The 24782-nt window shown below is 70.2% G+C and carries 24 protein-coding genes; 5 read left to right on the forward strand and 19 right to left on the reverse strand.

Annotated elements, in window-relative coordinates; genetic code table 11:
* Positions 1 to 17: 17 nt before the first annotated feature.
* The 3 genes from BJ969_RS15985 to BJ969_RS15995 form a co-directional block, all read right to left on the reverse strand.
* A complete protein-coding gene (locus BJ969_RS15985; RefSeq protein WP_184479702.1) occupies positions 18 to 1070 on the reverse strand; it encodes an MBL fold metallo-hydrolase in 1053 nt (350 codons plus the stop codon).
* Between the two features lie 105 nt (positions 1071 to 1175).
* The gene (locus BJ969_RS15990; protein ID WP_184479703.1) at positions 1176 to 1988 is read right to left on the reverse strand and encodes an enoyl-CoA hydratase/isomerase family protein; all 813 of its coding nucleotides are present in this window, start codon (positions 1986 to 1988) and stop codon (positions 1176 to 1178) included.
* Positions 1989 to 2058: 70 nt separating this feature from the next.
* Positions 2059 to 3207, reverse strand: a complete 1149-nt coding sequence (locus tag BJ969_RS15995) for an acetyl-CoA C-acetyltransferase (protein WP_184479704.1) — start codon at positions 3205 to 3207, stop codon at positions 2059 to 2061.
* Positions 3208 to 3418: 211 nt separating this feature from the next.
* On the opposite strand from BJ969_RS15995, the gene BJ969_RS16000 reads away from it, so the two are divergent.
* The gene (locus BJ969_RS16000) at positions 3419 to 4168 is read left to right on the forward strand and encodes an SDR family oxidoreductase (protein WP_184479705.1); all 750 of its coding nucleotides are present in this window, start codon (positions 3419 to 3421) and stop codon (positions 4166 to 4168) included.
* Positions 4169 to 4228: 60 nt separating this feature from the next.
* Here BJ969_RS16000 and BJ969_RS16005 read toward each other — a convergent pair whose 3' ends face one another.
* The 15 genes from BJ969_RS16005 to BJ969_RS16075 form a co-directional block, all read right to left on the reverse strand.
* Entirely contained in the window at positions 4229 to 5719 is a 1491-nt protein-coding gene (locus tag BJ969_RS16005) for a class I adenylate-forming enzyme family protein (RefSeq protein ID WP_184479706.1), read from the reverse strand.
* Positions 5720 to 5746: 27 nt separating this feature from the next.
* Entirely contained in the window at positions 5747 to 6067 is a 321-nt protein-coding gene (locus BJ969_RS16010; RefSeq protein WP_184479707.1) for an EthD family reductase, read from the reverse strand.
* Between the two features lie 31 nt (positions 6068 to 6098).
* Complete coding sequence (locus BJ969_RS16015) at positions 6099 to 6482, reverse strand: hypothetical protein (protein WP_184479708.1); 384 nt, start codon at positions 6480 to 6482, stop codon at positions 6099 to 6101.
* Positions 6479 to 6841: a nuclear transport factor 2 family protein gene (locus tag BJ969_RS16020; protein WP_184479709.1), complete on the reverse strand. Its 363-nt coding sequence runs from the start codon at positions 6839 to 6841 to the stop codon at positions 6479 to 6481. The genes BJ969_RS16015 and BJ969_RS16020 overlap by 4 nt, the downstream gene beginning before the upstream one ends.
* Before the next feature lie 381 nt (positions 6842 to 7222).
* Positions 7223 to 7849, reverse strand: a complete 627-nt coding sequence (locus BJ969_RS16025) for a TetR-type transcription factor C-terminal domain-containing protein (RefSeq protein ID WP_184479710.1) — start codon at positions 7847 to 7849, stop codon at positions 7223 to 7225.
* A 46-nt stretch (positions 7850 to 7895) separates the two neighbouring features.
* Positions 7896 to 9194 (reverse strand): FAD-dependent oxidoreductase, encoded by a 1299-nt coding sequence (locus tag BJ969_RS16030; protein ID WP_184479711.1) that lies wholly within the window; start codon positions 9192 to 9194, stop codon positions 7896 to 7898.
* A 297-nt stretch (positions 9195 to 9491) separates the two neighbouring features.
* On the reverse strand, positions 9492 to 10634 hold the full coding sequence (locus tag BJ969_RS16035; protein ID WP_184479712.1) for an acyl-CoA dehydrogenase family protein: 1143 nt from the start codon (positions 10632 to 10634) through the stop codon (positions 9492 to 9494).
* On the reverse strand, positions 10631 to 11944 hold the full coding sequence (locus BJ969_RS16040) for an acyl-CoA dehydrogenase family protein (RefSeq protein ID WP_184479713.1): 1314 nt from the start codon (positions 11942 to 11944) through the stop codon (positions 10631 to 10633). The genes BJ969_RS16035 and BJ969_RS16040 overlap by 4 nt, the downstream gene beginning before the upstream one ends.
* A 12-nt stretch (positions 11945 to 11956) precedes the next feature.
* Entirely contained in the window at positions 11957 to 13105 is a 1149-nt protein-coding gene (locus BJ969_RS16045; RefSeq protein ID WP_184479714.1) for a thiolase family protein, read from the reverse strand.
* Entirely contained in the window at positions 13102 to 13521 is a 420-nt protein-coding gene (locus BJ969_RS16050; RefSeq protein ID WP_246456890.1) for a Zn-ribbon domain-containing OB-fold protein, read from the reverse strand. Before BJ969_RS16050 ends, BJ969_RS16045 begins: the two co-directional genes overlap by 4 nt.
* Before the next feature lie 11 nt (positions 13522 to 13532).
* Complete coding sequence (locus BJ969_RS16055) at positions 13533 to 14351, reverse strand: SDR family NAD(P)-dependent oxidoreductase (protein ID WP_184479716.1); 819 nt, start codon at positions 14349 to 14351, stop codon at positions 13533 to 13535.
* A gap of 38 nt (positions 14352 to 14389) precedes the next feature.
* Positions 14390 to 15610, reverse strand: a complete 1221-nt coding sequence (locus tag BJ969_RS16060) for an acyl-CoA dehydrogenase family protein (RefSeq protein ID WP_184479717.1) — start codon at positions 15608 to 15610, stop codon at positions 14390 to 14392.
* A complete protein-coding gene (locus BJ969_RS16065; RefSeq protein ID WP_184479718.1) occupies positions 15607 to 16362 on the reverse strand; it encodes an SDR family NAD(P)-dependent oxidoreductase in 756 nt (251 codons plus the stop codon). The genes BJ969_RS16060 and BJ969_RS16065 overlap by 4 nt, the downstream gene beginning before the upstream one ends.
* Positions 16359 to 17366 carry a phosphotransferase family protein gene (locus tag BJ969_RS16070; protein ID WP_184479719.1) on the reverse strand — a complete coding sequence of 336 codons (1008 nt, stop codon included), beginning with the start codon at positions 17364 to 17366 and terminating at the stop codon, positions 16359 to 16361. Before BJ969_RS16070 ends, BJ969_RS16065 begins: the two co-directional genes overlap by 4 nt.
* Before the next feature lie 61 nt (positions 17367 to 17427).
* Positions 17428 to 18216 carry an enoyl-CoA hydratase/isomerase family protein gene (locus tag BJ969_RS16075; protein ID WP_184479720.1) on the reverse strand — a complete coding sequence of 263 codons (789 nt, stop codon included), beginning with the start codon at positions 18214 to 18216 and terminating at the stop codon, positions 17428 to 17430.
* Positions 18217 to 18426: 210 nt separating this feature from the next.
* Here BJ969_RS16075 and BJ969_RS16080 point away from each other — a divergent pair, with 210 nt between their 5' ends.
* The 3 genes from BJ969_RS16080 (at position 18427) to BJ969_RS16090 (ending at position 22055) form a co-directional block, all read left to right on the forward strand.
* Entirely contained in the window at positions 18427 to 19449 is a 1023-nt protein-coding gene (locus BJ969_RS16080; protein ID WP_184479721.1) for an alcohol dehydrogenase catalytic domain-containing protein, read from the forward strand.
* Positions 19450 to 19546: 97 nt separating this feature from the next.
* Entirely contained in the window at positions 19547 to 20569 is a 1023-nt protein-coding gene (locus BJ969_RS16085; RefSeq protein WP_221315841.1) for an NADP-dependent oxidoreductase, read from the forward strand.
* A gap of 151 nt (positions 20570 to 20720) precedes the next feature.
* Entirely contained in the window at positions 20721 to 22055 is a 1335-nt protein-coding gene (locus BJ969_RS16090) for an MFS transporter (protein WP_184479722.1), read from the forward strand.
* On the opposite strand, the gene BJ969_RS16095 is transcribed toward BJ969_RS16090, so the two are convergent.
* Positions 22050 to 23396 (reverse strand): DUF1254 domain-containing protein, encoded by a 1347-nt coding sequence (locus BJ969_RS16095; protein ID WP_184479723.1) that lies wholly within the window; start codon positions 23394 to 23396, stop codon positions 22050 to 22052. The genes BJ969_RS16090 and BJ969_RS16095 overlap by 6 nt on opposite strands.
* A gap of 186 nt (positions 23397 to 23582) precedes the next feature.
* On the opposite strand from BJ969_RS16095, the gene BJ969_RS16100 reads away from it, so the two are divergent.
* Positions 23583 to 24647, forward strand: a complete 1065-nt coding sequence (locus BJ969_RS16100; RefSeq protein ID WP_343071435.1) for an LLM class F420-dependent oxidoreductase — start codon at positions 23583 to 23585, stop codon at positions 24645 to 24647.
* Positions 24648 to 24782 lie beyond the last annotated feature (135 nt).

Genomic DNA, 24782 nt, shown 5'->3' on the forward strand with positions numbered 1-24782 from the left:
TACGGTCCCGGGTTCGTTCAGCGCGAGTCGCCGGTGCCGTCGTCGTCGGTCCGCACGTACCGCTGCACTCCCTCCACCAGTTCGACCGCGAGTCGTCCGCGTTCGACCAGCACGTCGAGGTGCGCGGCCGTCTCGTTCACCGCGAGCATCTGGTTGAAGGCGTTGAGCTCGGCGAACGGGACCGCGTGCCTGGTCCACATCAGATCCCGCGCCACCGCCGACGCGTCGCTCGTGCGGCGGCCGAGCGCGTCGATGGTGGCGTCGAGCCGCGCGTCGTGGTGGTCGAGGAGTTCGGCGACTCTCGCGTGCGCACTGCCGCCGGCGGGCCCGTGCGCCGGCAGCAGCTCCGCGTCGGCGAACGCGGTGACGAGGTGCAGCGAGTCCAGGTAGTCCGCGAGCGGCCGTCCGGACGTGGTCAGCTCGAAGCCGATCGACGGGGTGATGTGCGGAAGCACGTGATCACCGGAGTACAGCAGGCCGCGGCTCTCATCGAGATACACGACGTGTCCTCGGGTATGGCCGGGCGTCGGGATCACGCGCAGCGCGTGCCGCTCGAATCGGACCACGCCCGGCCCCAGCCATTGATCCGGCTTCTCCCAGACGCTCGCATCGAACTCGCCGCGGTCCATGTCCCGCAGCACGCGCTCGGCGAGCTCGCCGGCACCTGCCCGGCGCAGCGTGTCCAAGGATGTGACCGGAACCTCCGTGCGGATCTCGTCCAGCATGTCCAGTCCTGGACGTTCCCCGGCTCCCAAGTACACCCGCGAGCCGACCAGCCTGCGCAGCTCGACGGCCTGCGTGTAGTGGTCCCGGTGCACGTGCGTGACCAGGATGCGGCTGACGTCGCCGAGGTCGTGGCCGAGCGCGGCCAACCCGGCTTCGAGCACCTGGCGCGACTCCGGGATCGCCCAGCCCCCGTCGATCAGGACGACGTCGTCGCCGTCTTCGAGGGCGTAGATGTTGACGGCCCGGAGACCGTCGTTGGGCAGCGGCAGTGGAATCCGGTGCACGTCCGGCCGGATCGTTTCCACTCCGCTGTCGGCCCACGGCCCCCTGTCCAGTTTCGTCACGCGCTTCCCTTCGCCGCGTTGGAGCTTGGTTCGGTGCTGCCGCGAGATGGCCGTTCTCCAGGCCGCGTCGGAGTCGTGACCGATCGGGCCGGAGGGTTTCGCGGCTCAGTCCTCCGGCGGTGGGAGGAAGCGGGGTGGGCGTTTGGCGCGGAACGCCGCCAAGCCTTCGACGCCCTCGGGTGATACCGCCGCTGCTGCGAGGGAACGGGATTCACGATCCAGTTGGGTGTCGAGTCCGCTGGAGAGCCCTTGGGCGACGAGGTGCTTCGTGGCGCCGAACGCTCCCGTCGCACCGCGGGCCAGTTGACCGGCGAGCCGCTGCGCCTCGTCGACCAGCGTCTCGCCCTCGGTGACGCGGGTGATCAGCCCCATGGCGACCGCCTCGTCCGCGGAGATCCGCGGGTTGGTCAGCAGCAGTTCCATGGCTCGTTTCGGGCCGACCAAGCGCGGTAGCCACCAGGTCACCCCGGCATCCGGCGAATAGCCGATCCCGGTGTAGGCGAGCCTGAACACCGCGTCCGCGGCGGCGATCGTCACGTCCGCGGCGGCGGCCAGGCCGACTCCGGCACCGGCCACCGAGCCGTGCACGGCGGCGATGAGCGGTGCCTCCATCGACGCGAAGACGCGCAGCGCGTCGTGCAGGGCGTCGGTGACGGAGATCAGGTGATCCCGTCGCTTCTCGACGTCCACCGCCTCGAAATCGCGGAGGTCTCCCCCGACGCAGAACGAGTGCCCTTCGCCGCGCAGCAGGACGACCCGGGCGTTCGCGCGGCGGCAGGTCCGCGCGGCGTCCAGAAGTGCGCACGCCATCACGAGATCGATGGGGTTGCCGCGGTCTCCGCGCCGCATGACCACGTGGGCGATCGAATCCCGCACCTCGACGGTGACGGGTGATCTCTCCGCGCTGTTCCCGCTCATGGCCCCATCCGGCCCCCGTCGACGATCGCCGCACGGCTCCTCGGTCATCTCGGACCTCCCTCTCGTGTCGTCAGATGCGTTCGACGACTGTCGCGTTCGCCATGCCGCCGCCTTCGCACATGGTCTGGAGCCCGTACCGGCCGCCGGTCCGGCGGAGGTGGTGGATCAGGGTGGTCATGAGCCGTCCCCCGGTCGCACCGAGCGGATGGCCCAGCGCGATGGCCCCGCCGAGCACGTTCGTCCTCTCCCAAGGAGCCCCGGTTTCCTTCAACCAGGCCAGGACCACCGAAGCGAACGCCTCGTTCACCTCGAACAGGTCGATCTCGTCGATCGTGAGGCCGGCCTTGGCCAGGACCGCCTTCGTCGCGGGGATCGGGCCGGTGAGCATGAACACCGGGTCGGACCCCACGACCGCCATGGTGTGAATCCTCGCCAGCGGTGTGAGTCCGTGAACCTCGACGGCCTTCTCGGAGGCGATCAGCATCGCGGACGCGCCGTCGGAGATCTGGCTCGACACGGCGGGTGTGAGCCGGCCGCCCTCGCGGAGGGGCTTCAGGCCCGCCATCTTCTCCAGCGAACCGTCCGGACGCGGCCCTTCGTCCGCGACGACATCACCCACCCGCACGACCTCTTCGGCGAAAAGACCGTCCTCGGTGGCAGCGATGGCGCGCTGGTGGCTGTCGAAGGCCAACCGCTCCATGTCGCCGCGGGAGATGCCCCACTCCTGCGCGATGAGTTCCGCGCCGCGGAACTGGGAGATCTCCTGATCTCCGTACCGGCGCGTCCACCCGTCACCGCCGTAGGGGAACCCCATCCCCTCTCGTTGGCCGACGACCGCGGGACCGGCGATCGGCACCAGCGACATCACCTCGACACCACCGGCGACGACGAGGTCCTGCGTCCCGGACATCACGGCCTGCGCGGCGAAGTGGATCGCCTGCTGGGACGACCCGCACTGGCGGTCGATCGTGGTCGCGGGGACCGTCTCCGGCAGCCCGGCGCTCAGCCACGCGTTGCGGGCGACGTTCCCGGCCTGCGCACCCATCTGGTCGACGCACCCCAAGATCACGTCGTCGACGGACGCCGGATCGACACCGGTCCTCTCCAGCAACGCGGCGAGAACGCGTGCGCCGAGATCGTTCGGGTGGACGGCGCTGAGCCCGCCGCCGCGACGTCCGACCGGCGTGCGAAGAGCTTCGACGACGTAGGCCTCGGGCATGGTTCCTCCAGGTGCGACGGAGTTGAACGAAGCGGGACAGCCGAACCGGGTAGGGCCTATCGGCGCACTGCCGGCGTGCGCTCCGCACTCGACGGCCGCTCAAGCGAGCCTCAAATTAACAGAACTGAATTCAGTTGCATAGGTGCGAGCAACTAGGAGCCGGGCGGCTCACGGGCTAAACTGACTCCAGTTCAGTTCCCTAGGAGGGTATGTGACCAGGCGACTCGACGGCAGCACGGCACTCGTCACCGGCGCCACCGGTGGACTCGGCGTACCCATCGTCCGCCGACTCGCGGCCGAGGGCGCACGGGTGATCATCACGGACGTCGACGTCTCCGCGTGCGAACGGCTCGCCGCCGAGCTGGGCACCGAGGCGACGGTCCACGCACTCGACGTCGCCGAGCAAGAGCGCTGGCACGAGGTCACGGTGGCGGTGGAAGCCGAGCACGGCGGTCTGGACGTGCTGGTCAACAACGCCGGCATCGGCAGCCTGGCCACCGTCGAGGACGAGACGGTCGAGCGCTGGGAACGGGTGATCGACATCGACCAGCGGGGCACCTGGCTCGGCATGAAGCATTGCGGCCCGCTGATCGAGCGCAGCGGCGGCGGGTCGATCGTCAACATCGCGTCGATCCTCGGCACGGGCGGCGGCTTGGCCAACAGCTTCGGCTACGCCGCCGCGAAGGGCGCCGTGCGCTCGATGACCGCGAACGCCGCGCTGCACTGGGCCGAGCGCGGTGTCCGCGTCAACGCGGTGGTGCCCGGGTTCATCGGCACCGCCCAGCTGCACGAGCGCTTCGACGGCGGCGAACGGCACCGGGCCATGCTCGCCAACACCCCGATGGGCAGGTTGGGACGACCGGAGGAGGTCGCCGCCGCGGTCGCCCACCTGGCCAGCGACGACGCCGGTTACACGACCGGTTCGGAGCTGTACGTCGACGGCGGCTGGGCCGCCCGGTAATCCCGGAAGGTCAGCGGGGCCGTCCTCCACCTCGAAGGACGGCCCCGCTTCTCGTTGCCGTCAGACCGCGCTGCGCTCGCTGAGCTCGCGGGCCGTGCGCGCGGCATCCGCGCGGGACAGCTTGCCGACCCGGTTCAGCGGCAGCTCGTCCACGCGGAACAGGTACTCGGGCCACTTGGCCTTCATCAGCCCGCGCCGGTCCAGATGCGCCGTCGCGGCGTCGAGGTCGAACCCGGCGTCCTGCGTCACGATCAGCACCGCGACCCGCTCGCCCAGCAGCTCGTCCGGCACCGGCACGACGCACAGCTGCTCGACGGCGGGGTGCGAGGCGAGGGCCGTCTCGACCTCGACGATGTCGATGTTCCGGCCACCGCGGATGATCACGCTCTTCTCCCTGCCCCGCACCGACACCACGCCGTCGGCGCGCACCGACATCAGGTCGCCGGTCGGGAAGAAACCGTCCGGGGTCACCTCGGGTGCCGCGACGGTTCCGCTGCGCGCGTACCCGAGGAACAGCGATGGTCCGCGCACCTGCGCCCGCCCGACCTCGCCCGCCGCGACGGGCGCGCCGTCCAGGTCGACCACGCGCAGCTCCGTGCCGGGGAACGGACGGCCGTCGGTGCCCAGGCGCGTCTCGTCCGGGTCGTCCATGCGCGGCGACGTGTGCCCCAGGCACTCGGACATGCCGAACACCCGCAGGATCCGGGTGCCGAGACGTCCCTCCGCGCGCGCCAGCGCCGCCGCTTCCATCGGCCCGCCGCCGACCGTCATGGCCCGCACGTCGCGCAGCGGCCGATCGCCCCCCACCGCGCTCGCCAGCTGCAGGACCATCGTCGGCACGCACATCGTCCATCGGACGTCGTGCTCGGCCAGCAGTCGCAGCGCGGTCGGCGGATGCCACCGGTCCAGGAACACGATGCGGCCGCCGAGCATGAGCGGCAGGTACAGGCCGAAGCAGAACGCCGCCGCCGACGACAGCGGCACCAGCGCCGCGACGGAGTCACCAGGGGCGAGGCCGACCGCGTCGATGGTGCTGCGCCCGGCGTAGCGCAGCGCGGCCTCCGACTGCACCACGCCCTTGGGGCGGCCGGTCGACCCGCTGGTCAGGCCGATCACCACGCCACCGTTCCAACGCGGGCCCGGCCTCGCCGGCCGCGTCCGGCTGCCCCACCCGTCGAGGACTTGCGGCCCCTCGGAATCCGGTAACCACTCGCCGAGGCGTTCCGGCGAGGCGATCACCACGGCCGGGTCGATGTCCTCGCACGCGGCGTCGTACTCGGCGCGAGTGGCGTGGTGGCTGAGCAGGCCGAGCGTGCCGTCCAGCTTGCCCGCGACGAGGGCGGCGACCACGGTTCGCCAGGAGTTGTCCGCCTGCACCAAGATCGTCGCCTGCGGTCCGGCCACATCGCGCACCGCGGTGGACAGTTCCTCGGCGGCGTGCAGCAACTCGCGCAGCGAATGCTCGCCGTCGCCGTCGGCCGCGACGACCGCATCGCCGCCCGCGTCCGTCGCAGCCGCTCTGGACTCGAGTTCGGCCACCAGTTCCCGCATTGCATTCGCCTCCGTTGGCTCAGGGACTCAGCCCAGGAACATTTCCCGCTCTTCGCCGAGCACCGCGAGGCGCTTGCCCCGCATGCGCCCGACGTGGCGGATCGCCGCGTCCCATTCCTCGCTGGCCAAGGCCGCGCGTGCCGCCTCTTCGGAGTCGAAGCCCAGCACGGACAACCCGTCCCAGCCCTCCGATCGCGGCTCCAACGCGCTGGTGATGGCGGTGTGCCGCCACGCCCGCAGACCCGGCAGCGGGTAGGTCACCTCAGCGTGTTCGCCCCGCCACCACTCGATGAACTGCTCATGGGTCCACTCCGGGGGACGGGAGGCCAGCAGCGCCAGATTGAACATTCCACGTCGTCCTTCCACACCTGGCACCCGCTCAGTCGGACTCGTGCAGCTCCAACATGGGCGAGCGACCGATCATCAAATTCCGTACCGCGCCGTCGGCCCCGAGCCGGGCCGCCGCGACGAAGGTCGACTCGAACACGTCCCCGCGCCTGGTCTCACCGAGCACGAGTTCGTCGTGGCCGTCGGCGCTCGCGGACACCACGTGGTGCGTGAGCACCCCCTTCTCGCGCTGCCGCAGATAGCCCTCGAGCGCCGCGCGGTCGCCCGCGAAGTCCGTCGCCTGCCCCGCGCCCGTGCCGAACACGATCGAGAACCTGAAGTCCGACGCGATCAGGTCGAGGATGTCTTCGGGACGGTCGGAGTCGATCAGCGCGAACCACCGGGTCAGCGTGGGCGCACCTGCCACGGCCGTCATGCCGCCTCCTCGGGGAACATCGAGAACGTCGGGTGGAAGAAGGACTGGTAGCGCGCCAGTTTCCCGCCGGGCGAGACCACACCTGCAGAGGCGAACGAACCGGTGGGCTTCTCCTCCGGTCCTTCGACGACCACGCCGTAGACCATCTCCAGCTCGCCGTCCCGGCTGGACCTGAGAACGCGGTGCTTGCGCCCGACCGCCGGGCGGCCCGAGATGTAGGAGGCGAGGTCCTCCAGGCCGCGGCCGGAGACCTCGTTGCCCGGCAGCGCGAGCAGGAACTCGATATCGGACTCCACCAGCTCCAGCCCGCTCAACGGATCCGGGCCGTCCAGCCGTGCGAAGTAGTCTGAGATGAGCACGTGCGGCTCCTCCTTGTCGCCGTTGACGAGGTGGCACACCAGCCGGAACGAGATCGGCCACCAGGTGGATCACTAGGCCCGCTCGAAACCAAAGCTGAATTCAGTTCGCTTCGTCTGACGCTAGCCCTCCCCCAAACCCGCCGCAAGACTCAAAATCGCCCAGCCGCGGAGAAGGTGTCGAAACAGGACGAAGCTCCCCGCGCGGACGTCGGAGTCGACGCGCGGGGAGCGCACGGATACCGCTGCTCACAGCGGGTACCGGTTCGATGGAAAGGTGACGCGGCGACCGGTCAGGGCCGCGAGAACGAGGGATCAGAAGTCAGCGGCGAACGCGGGCGGCGCACCACCCGCGCACCGCCGCACCGCGCACGCGGCGCGGGGTCACGGTGTCACGATGCGCACGCAGCAGTGGGTCACCAGCTCGCAGATCGCTTCGAGGCCGGTCTCGCCACCGGGTCGGTACCAGCGCCACACGGCGACGATCGTGCCCAGGAGCGTGCGCGCCAACAGCTGCGGATCACGGCGCGCGAACTCACCGGAATCCATTCCCTGGCGGAGCAGCTCCGTCCAGTTCCGCTCGATTCTGGCGACCAGTTCCCGGCACGCCAGCCGCTCGGCCTCCTCCCGCTCCGAGCTGCGCTCGCTGACCAGCAACGCGATGTTGGCCTGCAGGATCCGGTTCTGCCGCACTTCCAGATCCGAGATCTCGTAGGCGCTGCGCACCGCCCGGCGCAGCGCCTCGTGCGCGCTCGGCGCGTCCGCGGTCGCCGCGCGGAACGCCTCGTCCGAGTTGTGCAGGCCGATGCGCATCACCGTGAGCAGGCAATGCGCTTTCGACTCGAAGTAGTGGTACAGCGCGGTCTGGCCGATGCCGACGTGCTTGGCGATCTCCGACCACTTGGTGGCTTCGAAGCCGACCTCGCCGAAATGTTCCACGGCAGCGCCCAGAATCGCCGCCCGCTTCGACCTGGGGCCGTCGTCGGCCTCCCGCAACGTCTCGACGCCCACACCTTTCCCTCCGTCGGTGAGGATCCAGCATAGATGCCAACCGATGTCAGTTCACGAGGGATCCGGCCGCGGCGCGCCGCCCGAACACGATCGCCGGTGCCAGTCCCCCGGCGTAGGCGCGCTCGTACAGGCCACCGATGTCGGCACCTGCCGCGAACAGGCCCGGGATCGGTGCACCGCTCGACGACAGGACCCGCGCCCGCGGGTCGATCCGGACACCGGTGAACGGGAACGTCACGGCCGGCCGCGCCTCCACGACGTAGTACGGCGGTTCGTCCAGCGCCCGAGGATCGGACTCCCGGCCAGGCCCTGCCGACTCGCCTCGGGCGAGGCGCCCCAGCTCCTCGGCGATCTTGGGGCCGTCGTAACCCCACTCAGCGGGCATCTCGGCGAAATCGGACGCGCTGTCGGCGACCACGCACCGCGCGCCCCTGGACCGGGCCAGTGCGAACTTGTCCAGGCTGTCGGCTCCCTCGACGTAGGCACCGGTGATCCACTCCCGGTAGCCGCGGGCGTCGGTCACCAGCAGACCCCGCGCCTCGGGTTGGTCGAGCAATGCCATCGCCGTGAGGTGATCCGCCGCCGTCTCGTCCACGAACCGCTCGCCCGCCAAGTTGAACAGGGCCGCGTGTTCGCTGTAGTAGAGCGTGATGTCCACGAACAGCTCGGGCTCCAGCGCGACGCCGGACGGGATCAGGTGGCCGTAGAACCCTGCGCCCTCCGATCCGATCGCCGCACCGGCCTCGATCGCCAGCCGCAGTCCGTCCCCACTGCTGAACGGGTTCGACCGCAGCTCGACGTCCCGCGCCTGCTCGTGCAGGTACCGCGCGCGCAGCTCGGGGTCCGCCTGGAAACCGCCGGTGGCCAGCAACGTCGCCGTCGCCTCCACGGTCCGCGCCGAACCATCGGCCAGGCCGATCTCCGCGCCGCGCACCACGCCGTCGTCGAGCAGCAACCTCCGGGCCGACGCCTCCGTCACGATCACACCGTTCTCCCGGACCACGTGCCGGCAGCCGTCGACGTAGTGCGCCGTGTCGAACCGGTGCCCGCGCCCGTAGCCGATCACCGGTACGCGCTTGCCGCAGCTCACCCCCAGCGAGCCGATCCACTGGACGGCGTCGTCGAAGTCGTCCACCAGCGCCCTTTTCAGCCCGAGGTCGCCACCGGGGTTCACCCGGTCCATCACGTCGTGGTCGGGCGCGGTCCAGATGTATCCCGCGTACTGGCCCGATCCGCCGAGCAACGGACCCTTCTCCACCACCATCGCCGACCCGCCACCGCGGACCGTCGTGGCCGCGGCGGTCATACCGGCGATACCACCGCCGAGCACCAGCAGATCGAACATCGCTCACCGCACCTCCTCGTAGAGCGTCGTGCGAGTTCTTCCGGATGAACCGAGCGATCACCAGGCCACCGGGCCGCTACCGAGCGCCGGGCTCATGCACGTGGAGACCACCTGCCAGGTCGCGACGGGGAGAACACCACCGCGAGAGGCCGCAGAGCGCGAAGTCGTTGCACTCCAACGCCATTCCGGCAGCAGCCGCGGAACTCGCTCGTTCAACGAAGTGCATCTGCTTCTGTGAAGCGGTTTCGTTGATGATCACCGTTGCCCCCTCGGCGGCGGCGGTCGTCCCGCGCCTGGTCACCCGGCGTCGACGTGCAGACCGGACAGCAGGCGCTCCTGGTGGGTGTGCCGATCGCCGAAGAGCACCGCGCTCGTCGCCGCCCGGCGGAAGTGCAGGTGCGCCGGGTGTTCCCAGGTGAACCCGATGCCGCCGTGCACCTGGATGGTCTCGGCGGCGACGTACTCGTAGGACCGGCTGCAGGTCAGCGCCGCTGCGGCTGCGGCGATGCCGACGTCCGGCGAGTCCTCCGCGATCGCTCCGGTGGCCCACAGCGATGCCGACCGGGCGGCCTCGAGCTCCACGGCCATGTCGGCGCAGCGGTGCTTGATCGCCTGCAGCATCCCGATCGGACGTCCGAACTGGACGCGGTTCTTGACGTGCTCGACCGCCATGTCCAGCGATGCCGCCGCCCCGCCGGTCTGCTCGCAGGCCAGCGCCGTCACCGCGCGGTCGCGCACCCGCGCGAGCACCCGCTCCCCGGTGCCCGGATCGCTGACCAGTCGTGCCGGTGCCCCGTCGAAGATGACGGTGGCCAATTGCCGGTTCGGATCCATCGCGCGGTCGGCGGTGCGGACCACACCCGGCGCATCCCCGTCGACGACGAACAGGGCCGGCCCGTCTTCCGTCCGGGCCGCGACGAACAGCAGGTCCGCCGTGGCGCCCTCGACGACGAGGATCTTGCGTCCGGTGAGGCGCCAGGTGTCGCCGTCGCGCACGGCCGACGCGTCGAGGCTGGGCGCGTCCAAGCCCCCCGGGGTTTCGGCCCAGGCCAGCGTCGCGGTGCGCGCACCGGCGGCCAGCGCCGGCAGCAGTCGCCTCCTGCATTCCTCGGCCTGCGCTCCCTCGGCGTGCAGGAGCACGCCGACGCCGAGCACTGCGGTGGTGAACCACGGCAACCGGACCAGGGATCGGCCCAGTTCCTCGGCCACGACCGCGACCGGGCGGAATCCGGCGTCCGCGCCGCCGTAGCTCTCCGGCACGTCCAGCCCGACCACGCCGAGCTCGCCGGCGAACCGGTTCCACACCGCCGGGTCCCCAGCACGCTGCTCGCGCATCTCCCCGAACACCGCCGCGGTGTCGGCGTGCTCGCGCAGGAATTCCCGCACGGCACCGCGGAACTGCTCGATATCCGCGTCGTGCGTCAGCCTTCGGGCCGTCATGCCGCACCGCCCGGGTCGACCTCGTCCGCCTCGGCGAGCAGCTCGGAGTACCGGCCGAGCGCCTCCCGGGTGAGTTCGGGTCCGATGTAGGGCGGGAAGAGCCCGTCATCCGGCGTGGTGCTGCGCACGAGCGCCTTGGCGAGGTTGGTCTTGTGGACCTCGGTGGCGCCGTCGGCGAGTCCCATGTGGAACGACTCCATCACCCACTTGCCGAACGGCAGCTCCTTGGAGATGCCCAGCGAGCCGTGGATCTGGATGGCTCGGGACGAGACGTCCAGAAGCACCTTCGGCATCGCGGCCTTCACCGCGGCGATGTCGGCGCGCACCGCGCGGTAGTCGTCGTGCTTGTCGATCTTCCACGCCGTGCGCAGCACCAGCAGCCGGAACTGCTCGATCTGGATCCAGGAGTCGGCGATCATCTCCTGCACCAGCTGCTTGTCCGCCAACCGCGCGCCCTTCGTGGTGCGCGAGACCGCGCGGCGCTTCATCAGCTCGAACGCGCGCTGGACCAGGCCGACGGTGCGCATCGCGTGGTGGATGCGGCCGCCCCCGAGCCGGGTCTGCGCGACCGCGAAGCCCTCGCCGCGCCGCCCCAGCAGGTTCTCCGCCGGCACCCGGACATCGGTGTAGCGCAGGTACTGGTGGGTTCCCACGGGTTCCTCGTGCCCCCACACCGACACGTCCCGCACCCGCTCGACCCCCGGCGCGTCCGCGGGCACCACGAACATCGACATCCGTTCGTGCGGTGCGGCGTCCGGCTCGGTCACCGCCATCACGATGAGGAACTCGGCGAACAACGCGTGCGAGGAGAACCACTTCTCCCCGTTGATGACCCAGCTGTCGCCGTCGAGCACCGCGGTGGTGCGGAAGCCCGTCGGGTCGGACCCGCCGTGCGGCTCCGTCATCGAGAACGAGGACACGATGTCGCCCTCGATCAAGGGCTCCAGGTAGGTCTTCTTCTGGAAGTCGCTGCCGTAGTGGGCGAGGATCTCGGCGTTGCCCGAATCCGGCGCCTGGCATCCGAACACGACCGGTCCGGAATGCGTGCGCCCCAACTTCTCGTTCAGCAGCGCCAGCCGCAGCTGCCCGTACCCCTTGCCGCCCAGCTCCGGGCCGAGGTGGCAGGCCCACAGCTCGCGCTCCCGCACCCGTTCCTGCAGCGGCTTGATCAGCGCGTTGCGGCGCGGGTCACGGGTGTTCCAAGCGTGCTCGATCACCTGGTCCACCGGTTCGACCTCGTCGCGGACGAACTCCTCGACCCAGTCCAGCTCCCGCTGCACCTCGGGGTCGGTTTCGAAATCCCAAGCCATTCCCTCGTCCTCTCAGCGGGTCAGAACCGTGCACGCGCTGATTCCGGGCGCACCGTAGACGTGCGTGAACCCCACGTGCGGTCGAGACGGCACCTGGTGGGCACCGGCGTCACCGCGCAGCTGGAGCGCGTTCTCGTAGATCTGCCGCAGCCCGGAAGCGCCGACCGGCTCACCGTTGGCGATGCAACCGCCGTCGGTGTTGATGGGCAGCCGTCCCTCGATCTCGTTGTCCCCGGCCTTGATCAGGTGCTCCTGTTCACCGTGCTCGCACAGACCGGTCTCGGCCATGTGCATCAGTTCCGCTCCTGACTCGGTGTCCTGGATCTGTGCGACGTCCACTTCGGACGGTGCGATGCCCGCGGCTTCGAACGCCGCCTGCGATGCCTGCACCGTGGGCGACTCGGCGCGCTCGGCGGCGATCCAGGGCGCGTACACCTCGAACGAGCCGTAGCGCCTGCTGCGGAACGCCGCGCCTTTCAGGAAGACGGGTTCGTCGCTGTACCGGCGCGCCTGGTCCGCGCGGCACAGCACCAAGGCCACCGCGCCCTCACCCGGGGAGCAGTACATGTATTGCGTCAACGGGTGCGAGATCATCGTTGCCGCGGCGATCTCGGCGGCGGTGAGCCGATCGCGTCGCCACGCGTTCGGGTTCAGCGCTCCGTTGCGGAACGCCTTCTCCGCGATCAGCGCGAGGACGTCCGAACCGATGTCGTGGTCGTGCAGGTACCGCTGGATCTTCATGCCGAAGAACTGGGTGGTGACCATCATCCCGGTCTCGCCGTACCACGAGCCGATGCCGTGCTCGGCCGGATCCACGTTGAACGCGCCCCGGGGATGCTTGTCGAAACCGATCACGATGCCGAGCTCGTGCTGCCCGGAGCGGATGGCCGCGTCGGCCGAGATCAGCGCCGACCCGCCGGTCGCGCAACCGTTGGCCACGTTGATGAACGGCAGCCCGGTCAGCCCCAGCTCGGAGACCAGCGTGTCGGCGTCTCCGGCCGAGTGCGACCCGCCGAACCCGAACTGCATGTCCGAGAAGGACAGTCCCGCGTCCCGCAACGCCTCCCGCGCGGCGTGCACCGCCTGAGCCCGGCCGGAGACGCCCTTCGTCCGCCCGAACCGGTGCATCCCGATCCCGACGATCGCCACACCGTCCGTCATGCCCGCACCTCCCGGTCCGGGGCGAACGCGAAGGTGTGCACCGGCGCACCGTCGTCGGCCGTCCGGAACGGCACCAGCTCCACGTGCATCGGCATCCCGATCTCCAGTGCCTCCGGGTCCGATTCCGTCAGGCGGGTCTCCACCAGGAGCTGCCCCGGAAGTTCGACGTACCCCACTGCGAACGGTTCGAACTCCTCCGGCCCCGTGTACGGCTCCTTCGGCCGGAAGCCCTGGATCGTGAACGTCCACAGCGAGCCGCGCCGCGCCAGCGGGGTGTCCACCATGGACGCTCCGGTGCACCGCGGGCACCCTGCCTGGCGCGGGAACGTGCAAGCGGCGCAGTCGGAGCACCGGCTGCCCAGCAGCGCCGGACCGTCCGGCGTGTCGGTGACGAGCGAGTCGTCCACCATTCTCATCGCGACTCCTGTCATGGCGCGGCCAGCCTTCCTCCGTCGACGGCCAGCAGCGACCCGGTCGTGTAGCTCGACGTCGGCCCGCACAGGTACAGCGCCGCGCCGACGATCTCCGCGGGATCACCGCCGCGCTTCGACGGCCAGTCCTCGGCCATCGCCTCGAACGCGTCCATGTCCCACGCCGTGCTGATGTCGGTGAAGAACGGCCCGGCGAGGATCGTGTTCACCCGCACCAGCGGCCCGTACTCCTGGGCGAATCCCGCGGTGAGCGTGTTCAACGCCGACTTCGCCGCCGCGTACGGCAGGTCCCCGCGGGTCGGTCGACCCGAGGCGATCGAGGAGATGTTGAGGATCGAGCCGCCGTCCCGGGACGCCATCCGCTCGCCCGCGAGCGCCATCAGGCGGAACGGCCCCTTGAGGTTGACCCCGACGACCTTGTCGAACAACTGCTCCGAGACCTCGGACAGGCTCGGGTAGACCGGGGCGATCCCCGCGTTGTTCACCACGATGTCGACCGGCCCGAGGGATTCCTCCACCTCGTCGAGCAAGGCGGGAAGCCGATCCCACTCACCGACGTGAGCCCCGTGCGCGCTCACCCGGCGCCCGGTGGCCTCGGCGAGCTCACCCGCGAGCTGCTCGCAGGCGTCCTTCTTCCGGGACACCACGGCCACGTCCGCGCCGGCGGCCGCGAAGGCTATCGCGATCTCCCGGCCGAGCCCGCGCGAACCGCCGGTCACCAGCGCGGTCCTCCCCCGCAGCGGGCTCTGCTGGGGCCGCGCTTCGGCGACGGATTCCGCCACGGTGCGCACCGGGCCGGTGCTGTCTGCCTGCATGGCCACTCCCGTCTCGTGTCCCTCTTGCCGTGCTGCCGCTACCGCGGGATGTCCCGCCACGGAACGTTCTTGTCCCCGCGCGGCTCGGTGGGCAGGCCGAGGATGCGTTCGGCGATGATGTTGCGCTGGATCTCGTCCGATCCGCCCGCGATGCGGTACCCGGGCGCACCGAGCACGTGCTCGGTCCACTGGTAGACGTCGTCACCGGTGTCGGCGATCAGCCGGTTTCCCAGCACGGTGGCCGCGACTTCGCTGACCTGCTTGAGCTTCTGCGCCCACGCCAGCTTGCGCAGCGAGCCGATCGCCGACGGTTCGGCACCGTCCAGGCGCGCTTCGCGGTCCCGGGTGGACGCCAGTTCACCGAGCTTCTCCTGCACCCACACCTCGGCCAGGCCGCGCCGCACGTCGGGATCGTCGAGCCTGCCGAGCCTGCGCGCTGTCGCCACCAGATGCCGGTACCCGCCACCGAGTTCGGTGTTCGCACCGGAGTGGCTGCGCTCGAACCCCAAGGTGGCGAGGGTGACCTTCCACCCCGCACCGACCTCACCGAGACGCCACTCGTCGGGGATGCGCACGTCGTCGAGGAACACCTCGCAGAACGACGCCCCGCCCGACATCTGCCGCAGCGGCCGCACGTCGACCCCCGGGGTGTCCATCGGCAGCAGGAACGCCGTGAGGCCGCGGTGCTTCGGGGCGTCCGGGTCGGTGCGCGCGATGAGCTCGCCCCAGCCCGCGAACTGGGCACCGGAGCTCCACACCTTCTGCCCGTTGACCACCCACTCGTCCCCTCGCCGCTCGGCCCGGGTGGCGAGCCCGGCGAGGTCGGATCCCGCGGACGGTTCGGAGAACAGCTGGCAGGCGAGTTCGTCACCGCGCAGCAGCGGCCGGACGAGGTGCCGGCGTTGCTCCGGGGTGCCGAACAGGTCGATCGTCGGAGCGATCAAGTGCGCGCTGACCGACGCCAGCTCGTGCTGACCCGGTGTGTCGAAGTCGCGCTCCAGCTCGGCGAACGCCTCCTCGTGCGCGGGGGTGAGCCCCGCGCCGCCGTCGGATTCGGGCCAGGTCAGCGCGCCGTATCCGGCGTCGAACCGCTTGCGCTGCCAGGTGCACACGCGGGCGAGCAGCGCGCGTTCCTCGTCCGCGGGCAGATCGTGGAACACCGACACCGACGTGCGGGACGCGTCGACGTCCTGACGTGGAGTCGAGTTCCGCTCAAGCCACTCGCGCGCTTCGGCGGCGAATTCGTCGATGCTCGTCATCGGGCCGTCCACCCTCCGTCGACCGCCAGCACCTGACCGGTGCAGTAGCTCGACGCCGCTGATGCGAGGAACAGCAGCGCACCGTCCAGTTCTGCCCCTTCACCGGCCCGGCGGAGCATCGTGTTGCGTTCGATCCACCGCACCGACCGGTCGTCGGCGAACAGTTCGTCGTTCATCTCCGTGCGGAACCACCCCGGCGCCAGCGCGTTCACGCGCACCCCGCGTCCACCCCAGTGCCCGGCCAGTTCCCGGGTGAGGCCGATCAGACCGGCCTTGGCAGCTGCGTAGCTCGCACCGCCCAGCGGTGCCGCGGAGACCAGTCCGAGGATCGAACTGACGTTGACCACCGACAGCGGAGCGCCGTCGGCCGCACGAGCCGCGAGCTGGGCCAGGTGGAACGGGGCGACCAGGTTGGTGCCGAGCACCCCCGCGAATCCGGACGGAGTCTCGTCCAACGGCTTCGCGCCGCTTTCCGTGCCCGCGTTGTTCACCAGCACGTCGACCGCTCCGGTCTCGGCGAGCAGCGCCTCCCTGGCTTCCTCGTCGGAGAGGTCGGCGGGCAGGACGCGCAGCGCCGGATCGGCCGCCGCCAGCGCATCCAGCTTCTCCTTGCGCCGGGCCGTGATCCACACGGTCGCGCCCGCGGTGGCCAGCACGGTCGCGAACCGCGCACCCAGTCCTGACGACGCCCCGGTGACCAGCGCCGTCTTGCCCTGCAGCCCGAACAGCTCCCCGGGAGTCGGCACCGTCATCGCGACCCCCCTTCGAGGATGGAGCGCCCAGAAACGATCAGCGCGTCGATGGTGGCCGGTAGTTGCTCCTGGACCGGATCGTGGTGCACGCCCTCGCGGTGCCGCTTCAGGTTGTGCCCCATGATCGCGGCCATCTTCATCCGCCCGAGCGCGCGGAACCACGCGTGGTCCGGTGGTTCCGGGTTCCCGTAGACCGCCAGCAGCTCCGCTTCGGACGGCAGCTCCGCCACGACGCGACCGACACCGGGGAACAGCGCGCCGTCGGTGAACACGCCGAACCAGCCGAGGTCGACCCGCGGATCGCCGAGGCTCCAGATCTCCCAATCGACCAGCGCCGTCGGTTCGGCACCGACGCAGAGCAGGTTGCCGAGGCGGAAGTCGCCGTGCACCAGCACCGGATCCACGGCTACGGGCACCGCGGCCCGAAGCGCGGACAGCAACGCCTCCGAACCGGAACGGAGTTCTTCGGGAACGGCGTGCATCGTCTTCGTCCAGCGCGCGAGCTCGTCGGCGGGCCCGAGCGGTTCCGGTACCTCGCCCCCGGCCGAGCGCAGACCGGCTTCGACACCCGCTAGCGGCAAGGCGTGGAGCTCTCCGAGGACGCGTGCCGCCGCGACCATCCGCTCCCGGGCGACCCCCGGTGGCAGCGGATGCTCTTCGAGCACCGGTTCCGCTGCCGTTCCCGCAGCGCACTCCATGGCGAACCAAGCGGGCTGCGCTTCGCTGCGAGCGGTGACCGCGGGAAGCGGCAACCCCTGCCCGGCGCCGGCCGCGGCCAGCGCCGACAGCACGTGCGACTGCCGCAGGACGTCGTTTCGCCCCACCGCACGCCGCCCCGGCGGCACCGCCTTGACGACGTGATCGTTCCCGACGGCGTCCGTGACCCGGTAGGTCAACCCGCTGCGGCCACCTTCCAGCGTCCGCAACGGCCCCGACCCGCCGAGCTCGGCACGCACCCGCGCACCGAGCTCGGGATCGGCGTCCACGACGGCCGGCTTCGTCATCGCAAGCTCCTTTGCCAGCAAGGCCACCACTGCTCGATCACCGCGGAACGGACCACCGGACTCAGCGACCGGTCCACTTCGGGTCGCGCTTCTCCAAGAACGCCGAGACGCCTTCGGCCGCGTCCTGGGAGTTGAGCGTGACTCCCACCGCGAGGTGCTCCAGCACCATCAGCGAGGCGATGTCGGCGTCCAAGCCCCGATCCACCGCCATCTTGGTGAGCTTCATCTGGAACGGGCTCTTGTCCGTGAGGTGGCTGATGAACTCCTCGACGGTCTCGTCCAGCTTGTCGGCCGGTGCGCTGGCGTTGACGAGGTCGAAGTCGTCGGCCTCCTTGCCGCTGAGCAACTTGCCGGTGAGCATGAGCTCCTTGGTCTTGCGGATGCCCAGCATGCGCGGCAGGCGGTAGATCGGACCGGCACCGCCGAACAGTGCACGGCGAATGTGGAAGTCGCCGATCTTCGCGTCGTCGTCGGCGATCGCGAAGTCGCAGGAGATCATGACCTCGAACCCGCCCGCGGTGGCGTAGCCCTCGATGACGGCCACCGACGGCGTCGACATGTTGTAGAGCCGGTCGCAGACCTTCGCCGACACCACGGCGACGTCCATCGCGGTGCTCGACCCGATGAACTCGGACTGCAAGCTGTCCAGGTCGAAGCCGGACGAGAAGGTGTTCTCCCGGCCTCGGAAGACCAGAACGCGCAGTTCCGGGTCGTTGTCGATCTCGGTGATGATCTCGTCGAGCCGGTTGAGCATCGGCACCGTGATGCAGTTGCGCTTGTGCGGGCGGTTCAGCCAGACGCGTGCGACGTTGCCGTCCTTCTCGAACTGGATGTCGTCCTCGACTGCCATGTGCTCCTCCTTGAACTGACTTCAATTCGATAATGGGTCGCGGGCTCTCCCGTGTCAACACTTCGGGCGCCACTCCCTCCCCTTGGCCGCACCGCGGCAAGGAGGTCGCCGACCTGCACCGCCACGCCCGACGTTGCCAAGGCGGCCACATCGCGCCCATGCTGAACTCACTTCACTTCAGGGCCCAGGCCAGACGCGACGAGGAGCAGCATGCGTGCGTATCGGATGTTCGGCGACGGCCGCAGCGGACTGACCGAGGTCGCCTCACCCGCGCCGCGGGCCGGCCAGGTCCGGCTGGAGGTGCTGGCCACCGGTCTCTGCCAGTCGGACCTGCACGTCCTCGACGCGACCGGAGTCCGCTCGGCCACGGCCTGGTCGACGCCGTACACGCTCGGCCACGAAACCTGCGGCCGGGTCGCCGAACTCGGGACGGGCGTGACCGGCGTGCACGTCGGCGACCAGGTGATCGTCCACGGCCCGTGGGGATGCGGGCAGTGCGCGAGGTGCGCGGCGGGCAGGCCGAACTACTGCGACCAGCCCGATCCGAAAGCAGCGGGGATCGGACTCGGGGTCGACGGCGGGCTCGCCGACGAGATGGTCGTCGAAGCCGGGCGCCTCGTTTCCGCCGACGGCCTCGATCCCGCTCTCGCCGCGACCCTGGCGGACGCGGGACTCACGTCCTTCCACGCGGTCAGCGGCTGCCGGGACGCGCTCGCCGAACCGGACACGACCGCGCTCGTGATCGGCGTCGGCGGCCTGGGACACCTCGCGGTCGGCATCCTCGCCGCCGTGTCGAACGCGCACGTCATCGCCGTCGACGTCCGCGCCGAAGCACGCGATCTCGCACGCGCCTGCGGTGCCGCGACCGCCTGCGCGCCGGACGACGTCGGCGCCGCGCTTCCCGCCCGGGGCGCGGACGTGGTGCTGGACTTCGTCGGCAGCGACGCGACGATGGCGCTGGCGGCGCGATCGCTGCGCCGGGCCGGCGACCTCGTCGTCATCGGCAGCGCAGGCGGCACGCTGCCGGTCGCGAAAGGGACCGCGCTGCCACCCGGCGCTCGTGTTCACGTCCCGTTCTGGGGAGCCCGCGACGAACTCGCCGAGGTCGTCGGGCTCGCGCGCGACCGCGGTCTCCGCGCCGAGATCACGACCTACTCGCTCGACGACGCGGACCAGGCGCTCGACGACCTGCGGCACGGCAGGTTCCTCGGCCGCGCCGTGGTCCTTCCGTAGCGCCGAGCGAGCCGGCCCCGTCCATCGGCGTCGGCACACCCGGCGAAGCATTTCGCTGCCGGCCAAGTCAGGTACATCAACGATCTTGGGAGAACCCATGGAATGCGTTCAAGTGCAGGTGCTCGAGCTGCCGGTCGGCGAAGTCGGCAGGCACCACTTCGAGCTCGCGACCGCCGTCCTGCCCGATCTCGAACCGGGGCAAGTGCTCGTGCGCAACACGTGGACCTCGGTGGATCCCGGACTGCGGCTGCGTTTGCGCGCCGACGCACCGCAGGGGTACTTCGCCGCGTTCCCGGTCGGCGAGGCGATGGACGGCATCTTCACCGTCGGCGTCGTCGAAGAATCGCTGGCCGAAGGCTTCCCCGTCGGCAGCACCGTGTGGCATTCCTACGGCTGGCGCAGCCACGCCGTGGTCGATTCCGGCGAGGTCGCGATGAACGGCATCGCGAACCTGCGCCTGCTCGACGTCGACAGGGCTCCGGCCCAGGCGTACCTGGGCCCGCTCGGCCCGATGGGCTTGACCGCTTATGCGGGATTGCACGTGATCGACGCGTTGGGCGGCTCCGGCACGATCTGGGTTTCGGCCGCCGCAGGCGCCGTCGGCAACCTGGTGTGCCAGATCGCGAAGCACAGCGGCCTCCGGGTCGTGGCCAGCGCCGGAAGCGACGAGAAGGTGGCCTGGCTGCTCGACGAGATCGGTGTGGACGCGGCGTTCAACCGGCGTTCGCGACCGTTGGCGGAGTCGCTGGCGCAGGCCGCGCCCGAGGGGCTGGACTTCTACTTCGACGGTGTCGGCGGCGCGCACCTCGAGGCCGCGCTCGACGCGTTGAACAACGACGGCCGGGCCGCGCTCTGCGGCTCGATCTCCGAGTACGAGGGCGGGACGGCCGGGCCGGGCAACCTGTTCCTCGCCACCTCGAAGAACCTCATCCTGCGCGGATTCCGCGGCAGCGCGCACGTTCCGCTGCTCGACGAGATGCAGCGGCGCCTCGGCGGCTGGCTGGCCGAGGGACGTCTGGTCCACCGGGAGAGCGTTTACGACGGCCTCGAGGCGGCGCCCACCGCCATGGTCGACATGCTGGCCGGACGCACGATCGGCAAGACCCTCGTCCGGATCTGAGCAGCGCACGAGCGACCGGGCGCGGGTGTCCGTTCGACATCGTGCGCTCCACGCTCCTGGAGCTAGTTGAACTGACGTCAATTCATGTCTACCTTATCGGCACTGCGGCCGAACGACTGCGACGGTCGTTGCACAGCGCAAAGGAGCGCCGATGTCGACACAAGCAATGCGCGATCGCGAGCGCCTGGCCCGCCGCGCCAGCGTGGCAGCGTCAGCCGGAACGGCCATCGAGTACTACGACTTCGCCATCTACGGCTACCTCGCGGTCGTCCTGGCACCGCTCTTCTTCCCCGCCGGTGACAGCCTCGTCGGACTGCTCGGGACACTGGGGGTGGTCGCCACCGGGGCACTGGCCCGGCCCATCGGTGGGTTGATCTTCGGCCGCATCGGTGACCGGCGCGGCCGCAAGGCCGTGCTCATGGCCACCGTCGCGGTGATGGGGGCGGCCACGATGCTGACCGGACTCCTGCCGACCTACGCCTCGATCGGCATCTGGGCCCCCATCCTCCTGACGCTCCTGCGCATCGTCCAAGGGCTCGCGGCCGGAGGCGAGATCGGCGGGGCCGCCTCGCTGTCCACCGAATCGGCCCCCTCCCGGCGACGCGGCCTGTTCGGTTCCGCGACCTCGATCGGAGTGTCACTCGGCATCGCGAGTGCCGCGGGGACCGTCGCGATCCTGAGCGCCCTCACGTCCACGCAACAGATGGCCGCCTGGGGCTGGCGCGTACCGTTCCTCATAGCCGCGCCGCTCCTGGCGGCCGCCGTGGTCTACCGGATGCGGGTCGAGGACTCCCCGATGTTCGTGCAGCTGGCCAAGAAGTCCGCTCCTCCCAAAGCGCCCGTGCTCGAAGTCCTTCGCACGCACAAGGCCTCCGTCCTCCGGGTCATCGGCATCGCGTACTCGACCATGACCACCGGTGGGATCGCATCGGTCTACTTGCTCGTCCACCTCTCGGCGGTCCTGAACTACCCGCTGACCGGGTCGCTGTGGCTGATCGTCCTGATCGTGCTCATGCCGTTGGCGGCCATCCCGTGGGCGGGCGCCCTGAGCGATCGCCTCGGTCGACGTCGTGTCTTGGCGGGCGCGATGATCGGATTCGTCCTGCTCTCGATCCCCTGCTTCTGGGTGATGCAGCAAGGTTCGCTCCTGCTGGCCATCGTCGCCGCCCTGGTCTTGAACATCCCGTTCAGCATCCAGCAGGGCGTGGTCTACACGCAGTACAGCGAGCTCTTCCCGACCAGGGTGCGCTACACCGGGATCTCGCTCGGGTTCAACATCGGCGGTGTCATCGGCACGGGGCTCGTATCGCTGATCGCGACCGGACTGGTCAAGGTCACCGGACTCACGATCTCCCCGGCGTTCTACGCGGTGTTCGCCGCGCTGGTGGGCCTGGTCGTCGTCGCGACGATGCACGAGACCTCGCGCGAGGACATGACGGGGGAACCGGCCGCCGACGAGCCGGAACCCCGGCCGGTCCGGTCATAGGCGGTCCGACGCGCCCGCTCCTCGACGCACCGGAGCGGGCAGCCAGGACCCCGCGACGACCTCCTGACCCGGCGAATAGATGCGCAGGATCAGGTAGAACTCGCCTTCCGGACACGGGAGCCAGTTCGCGGTGCCGGGATCGGTGTGGCTGATCACCAGCCGCGCCGATCCCTCGTCACCGAGCGCCGCGCTGCCCAGGGCGTGGCGATGCGCGGAGTTCGCGTGCAGCCGTCCCGTTTCAGCGTGGTAGAGGGTCACGCTCCAGAACGCGGTCTGCGGTGGCCGCTCGGCGAATTCGAGGGAGTAGGGCCCGTTGCGCCCGGCCAGCAGCTGTCCGGTGGAGTCCACGTGCGTGTTGAACGACGTGTTCTCCTCCGCGACGTTCGCGCCGAGACCGACGTGGTTCATCACCGCGCGAGCGAGGAAGTTGTGCCCGTGCGCCCCCTTGTCGAGGACCCGCGTCCAGCCCGTGCCGGTGGCCACGCCCAGCTGCGGACGTGAGGAGCGGAGCAGGGACTGGGCGGTCGCGAAGGAACGCTCCAGCGCCCCCGCGGTTGCCGGGTCGAGCACGTCCGGGTCCCAGGGCCTCGGCCCGAGCAACTCCAGCCCCCGGAACTGCCGCACGTGGACCCATTCGTCATACGGGAAGGAGTTGAGGCGCAGCACCGCGTCGAACGCCCGGAAGAATGCGCGCCAGTCCTCCTCCACCTCGTCGGCACCCACAACGACACCGAGATCGTCACCGGGTTCGCCGCCCGTCAACCCGACCTGGTCCTGCAGCTCGTGGACCACGTCGAGGTCACCGTCCAGCACCTGGATCCGCAGCAACAACCAGATGATGGTGGTCGCCACCCGCACGACCGCGACGTCGTCGGGCGCTTCTTGCGACCAGCCGGGCGGAACCAGCCAGTAGCGGGCCGCGGCGCTGCCGAAGGTCCGGGCGCTGATGTTGATGGAGTTGCTGTAGGCGTCGACCACCTGAACGGTGAAGTAGCGGCCTCCGAAGTCCGGGAGCCGAAGCTCGGCCGGCTCCTCCCCCAGGCGCACCCACGCGTTGGAGTAGAGGGTGTCCACGTTGGGCGCCCGGAACGCCTGGAACTCAGGGCCGGCCGGAATGCGCTCGTGAGCGAACGAGGCCATTCGTCCCGGTGCGCCCGGACGTAGCACCTGCTCCGACATCTGCGCGTACTGCAGCACGGCGGGCGTGGCGTAGATCGTGGCCTGCACGCCCAGCGCCTCGATCCAGCTGGCGCGGCTCGCCTGCGCTGCGGGGAGGATGTCGTCACTCGCGGATCTCCCGACCTGGGGCAGATCGTTCGTGTCATAGCCGAGCGGACCCATGTCCCACCCATCCTCACGTACGCGTCGTGCTTCCGATATCGCGCTCCCAGCCAGCGGCATCAGCGGGCGCGGCTCGGCCATAGTAATCGAACCGAGTTCAAATCAGCAGGAGGCGCTGCAGGTGGGATCGGCCAACTCGAACGGTTCCATCGGCATCACCGGAAGACCACGCCTCGGTACGAACTCGTGCACGGCAGCACCCGAACTCCCGGTCGCTACGCAACGTCGCTCGCACGTAAGGTCCGTGGCACCGATCCTGTAGCCCTGCGCCGCGCAACCAGAACCGCCGAGGGCGGATCTCGCGAGCGCACCGGGGACGACCATCCGACTCACCCGCGGAGGAGTCGCACGATGACCGAGAAGCGTGTTGGCGTCGAGTTTCCTTCCAAAGTCGGCATCTGGTGGAACAGCGAGGCCTGGCCGATCCGCGAGGCGCAGAACGTCGCCCGTGACATCGAAGCACTCGGATTCGGCTCGCTGTTCATGCCCGAAGGCGGCGGGAAGGACGTCCTCGTCGAATCCGCGGCCTTCCTCGCCGCCACGGATCGGCTCGTGGTCGGCACCGGAATCGCCAACATCCACGTCCGGCTCCCCATGGCCGCTGAAACCGCGGGCCGCACGCTCAGCGCCCTGCACCCCGGACGCTTCGTCCTCGGCCTGGGCGTCAGCCACGCCCCGTTCGTCGAGCAACTGGTCGGCAACCCCTACAGCAAGCCGCTGACCACGATGCGAACCTACCTGGAACGCATGGACGAGGTGCCCGCTGAACTAGAGTCCGACGGTCGGGCCCTCCGCCTGCTGGCGGCTCTGGGACCGAAGATGATCGAGCTGTCCGGTGAACTCGCCGACGGCGCACACCCCTACCGAGTCACGCCCGAACAGACCCGCAACACCCGTTCCCTCCTCGGACCCGACCGCTGGATCGTGAGCGAGCAAGCGGTGGCCATCGGCGGAGACGAAGCAGACCAACTCCGACGCGCGCACGAGCACCTCCGGCTCGCCTCGTCGTTGCCCAACTACCGCAACTCCTGGCTGCGACAGGGATTCGACGAATCCGACCTCGTTCCCGGCGGGTCGGACCGATTGGCCCGCGCACTGGTCGGCATGGGTTCCGCAGAGCAAGCGGCGGAGTCGGCCACCGCACACCTCAACGCCGGCGCCGACCACGTCGCCGTCCAACTCCTGCTCGACACCCCGACGACCGATCCACGCCCGGCGCTGCGCGCACTCGCGTCCGCCTTGAAGCTCTAGGCCCGGCGCCGCGCACATCGCGACCAGGCCGACGGCCTCCTGGTGGAACGCCAGGACCGCCACGCAGTCCACCTCGGTCACGACCTCCCGCACCGAATGGACCGTCGACTTCGGACAATTCGACCCGCCGACCGG

The sequence above is a fragment of the Saccharopolyspora gloriosae genome, from assembly GCF_014203325.1.
GTDB classification, from domain to species: Bacteria; Actinomycetota; Actinomycetes; order Mycobacteriales; family Pseudonocardiaceae; genus Saccharopolyspora_C; species Saccharopolyspora_C gloriosae.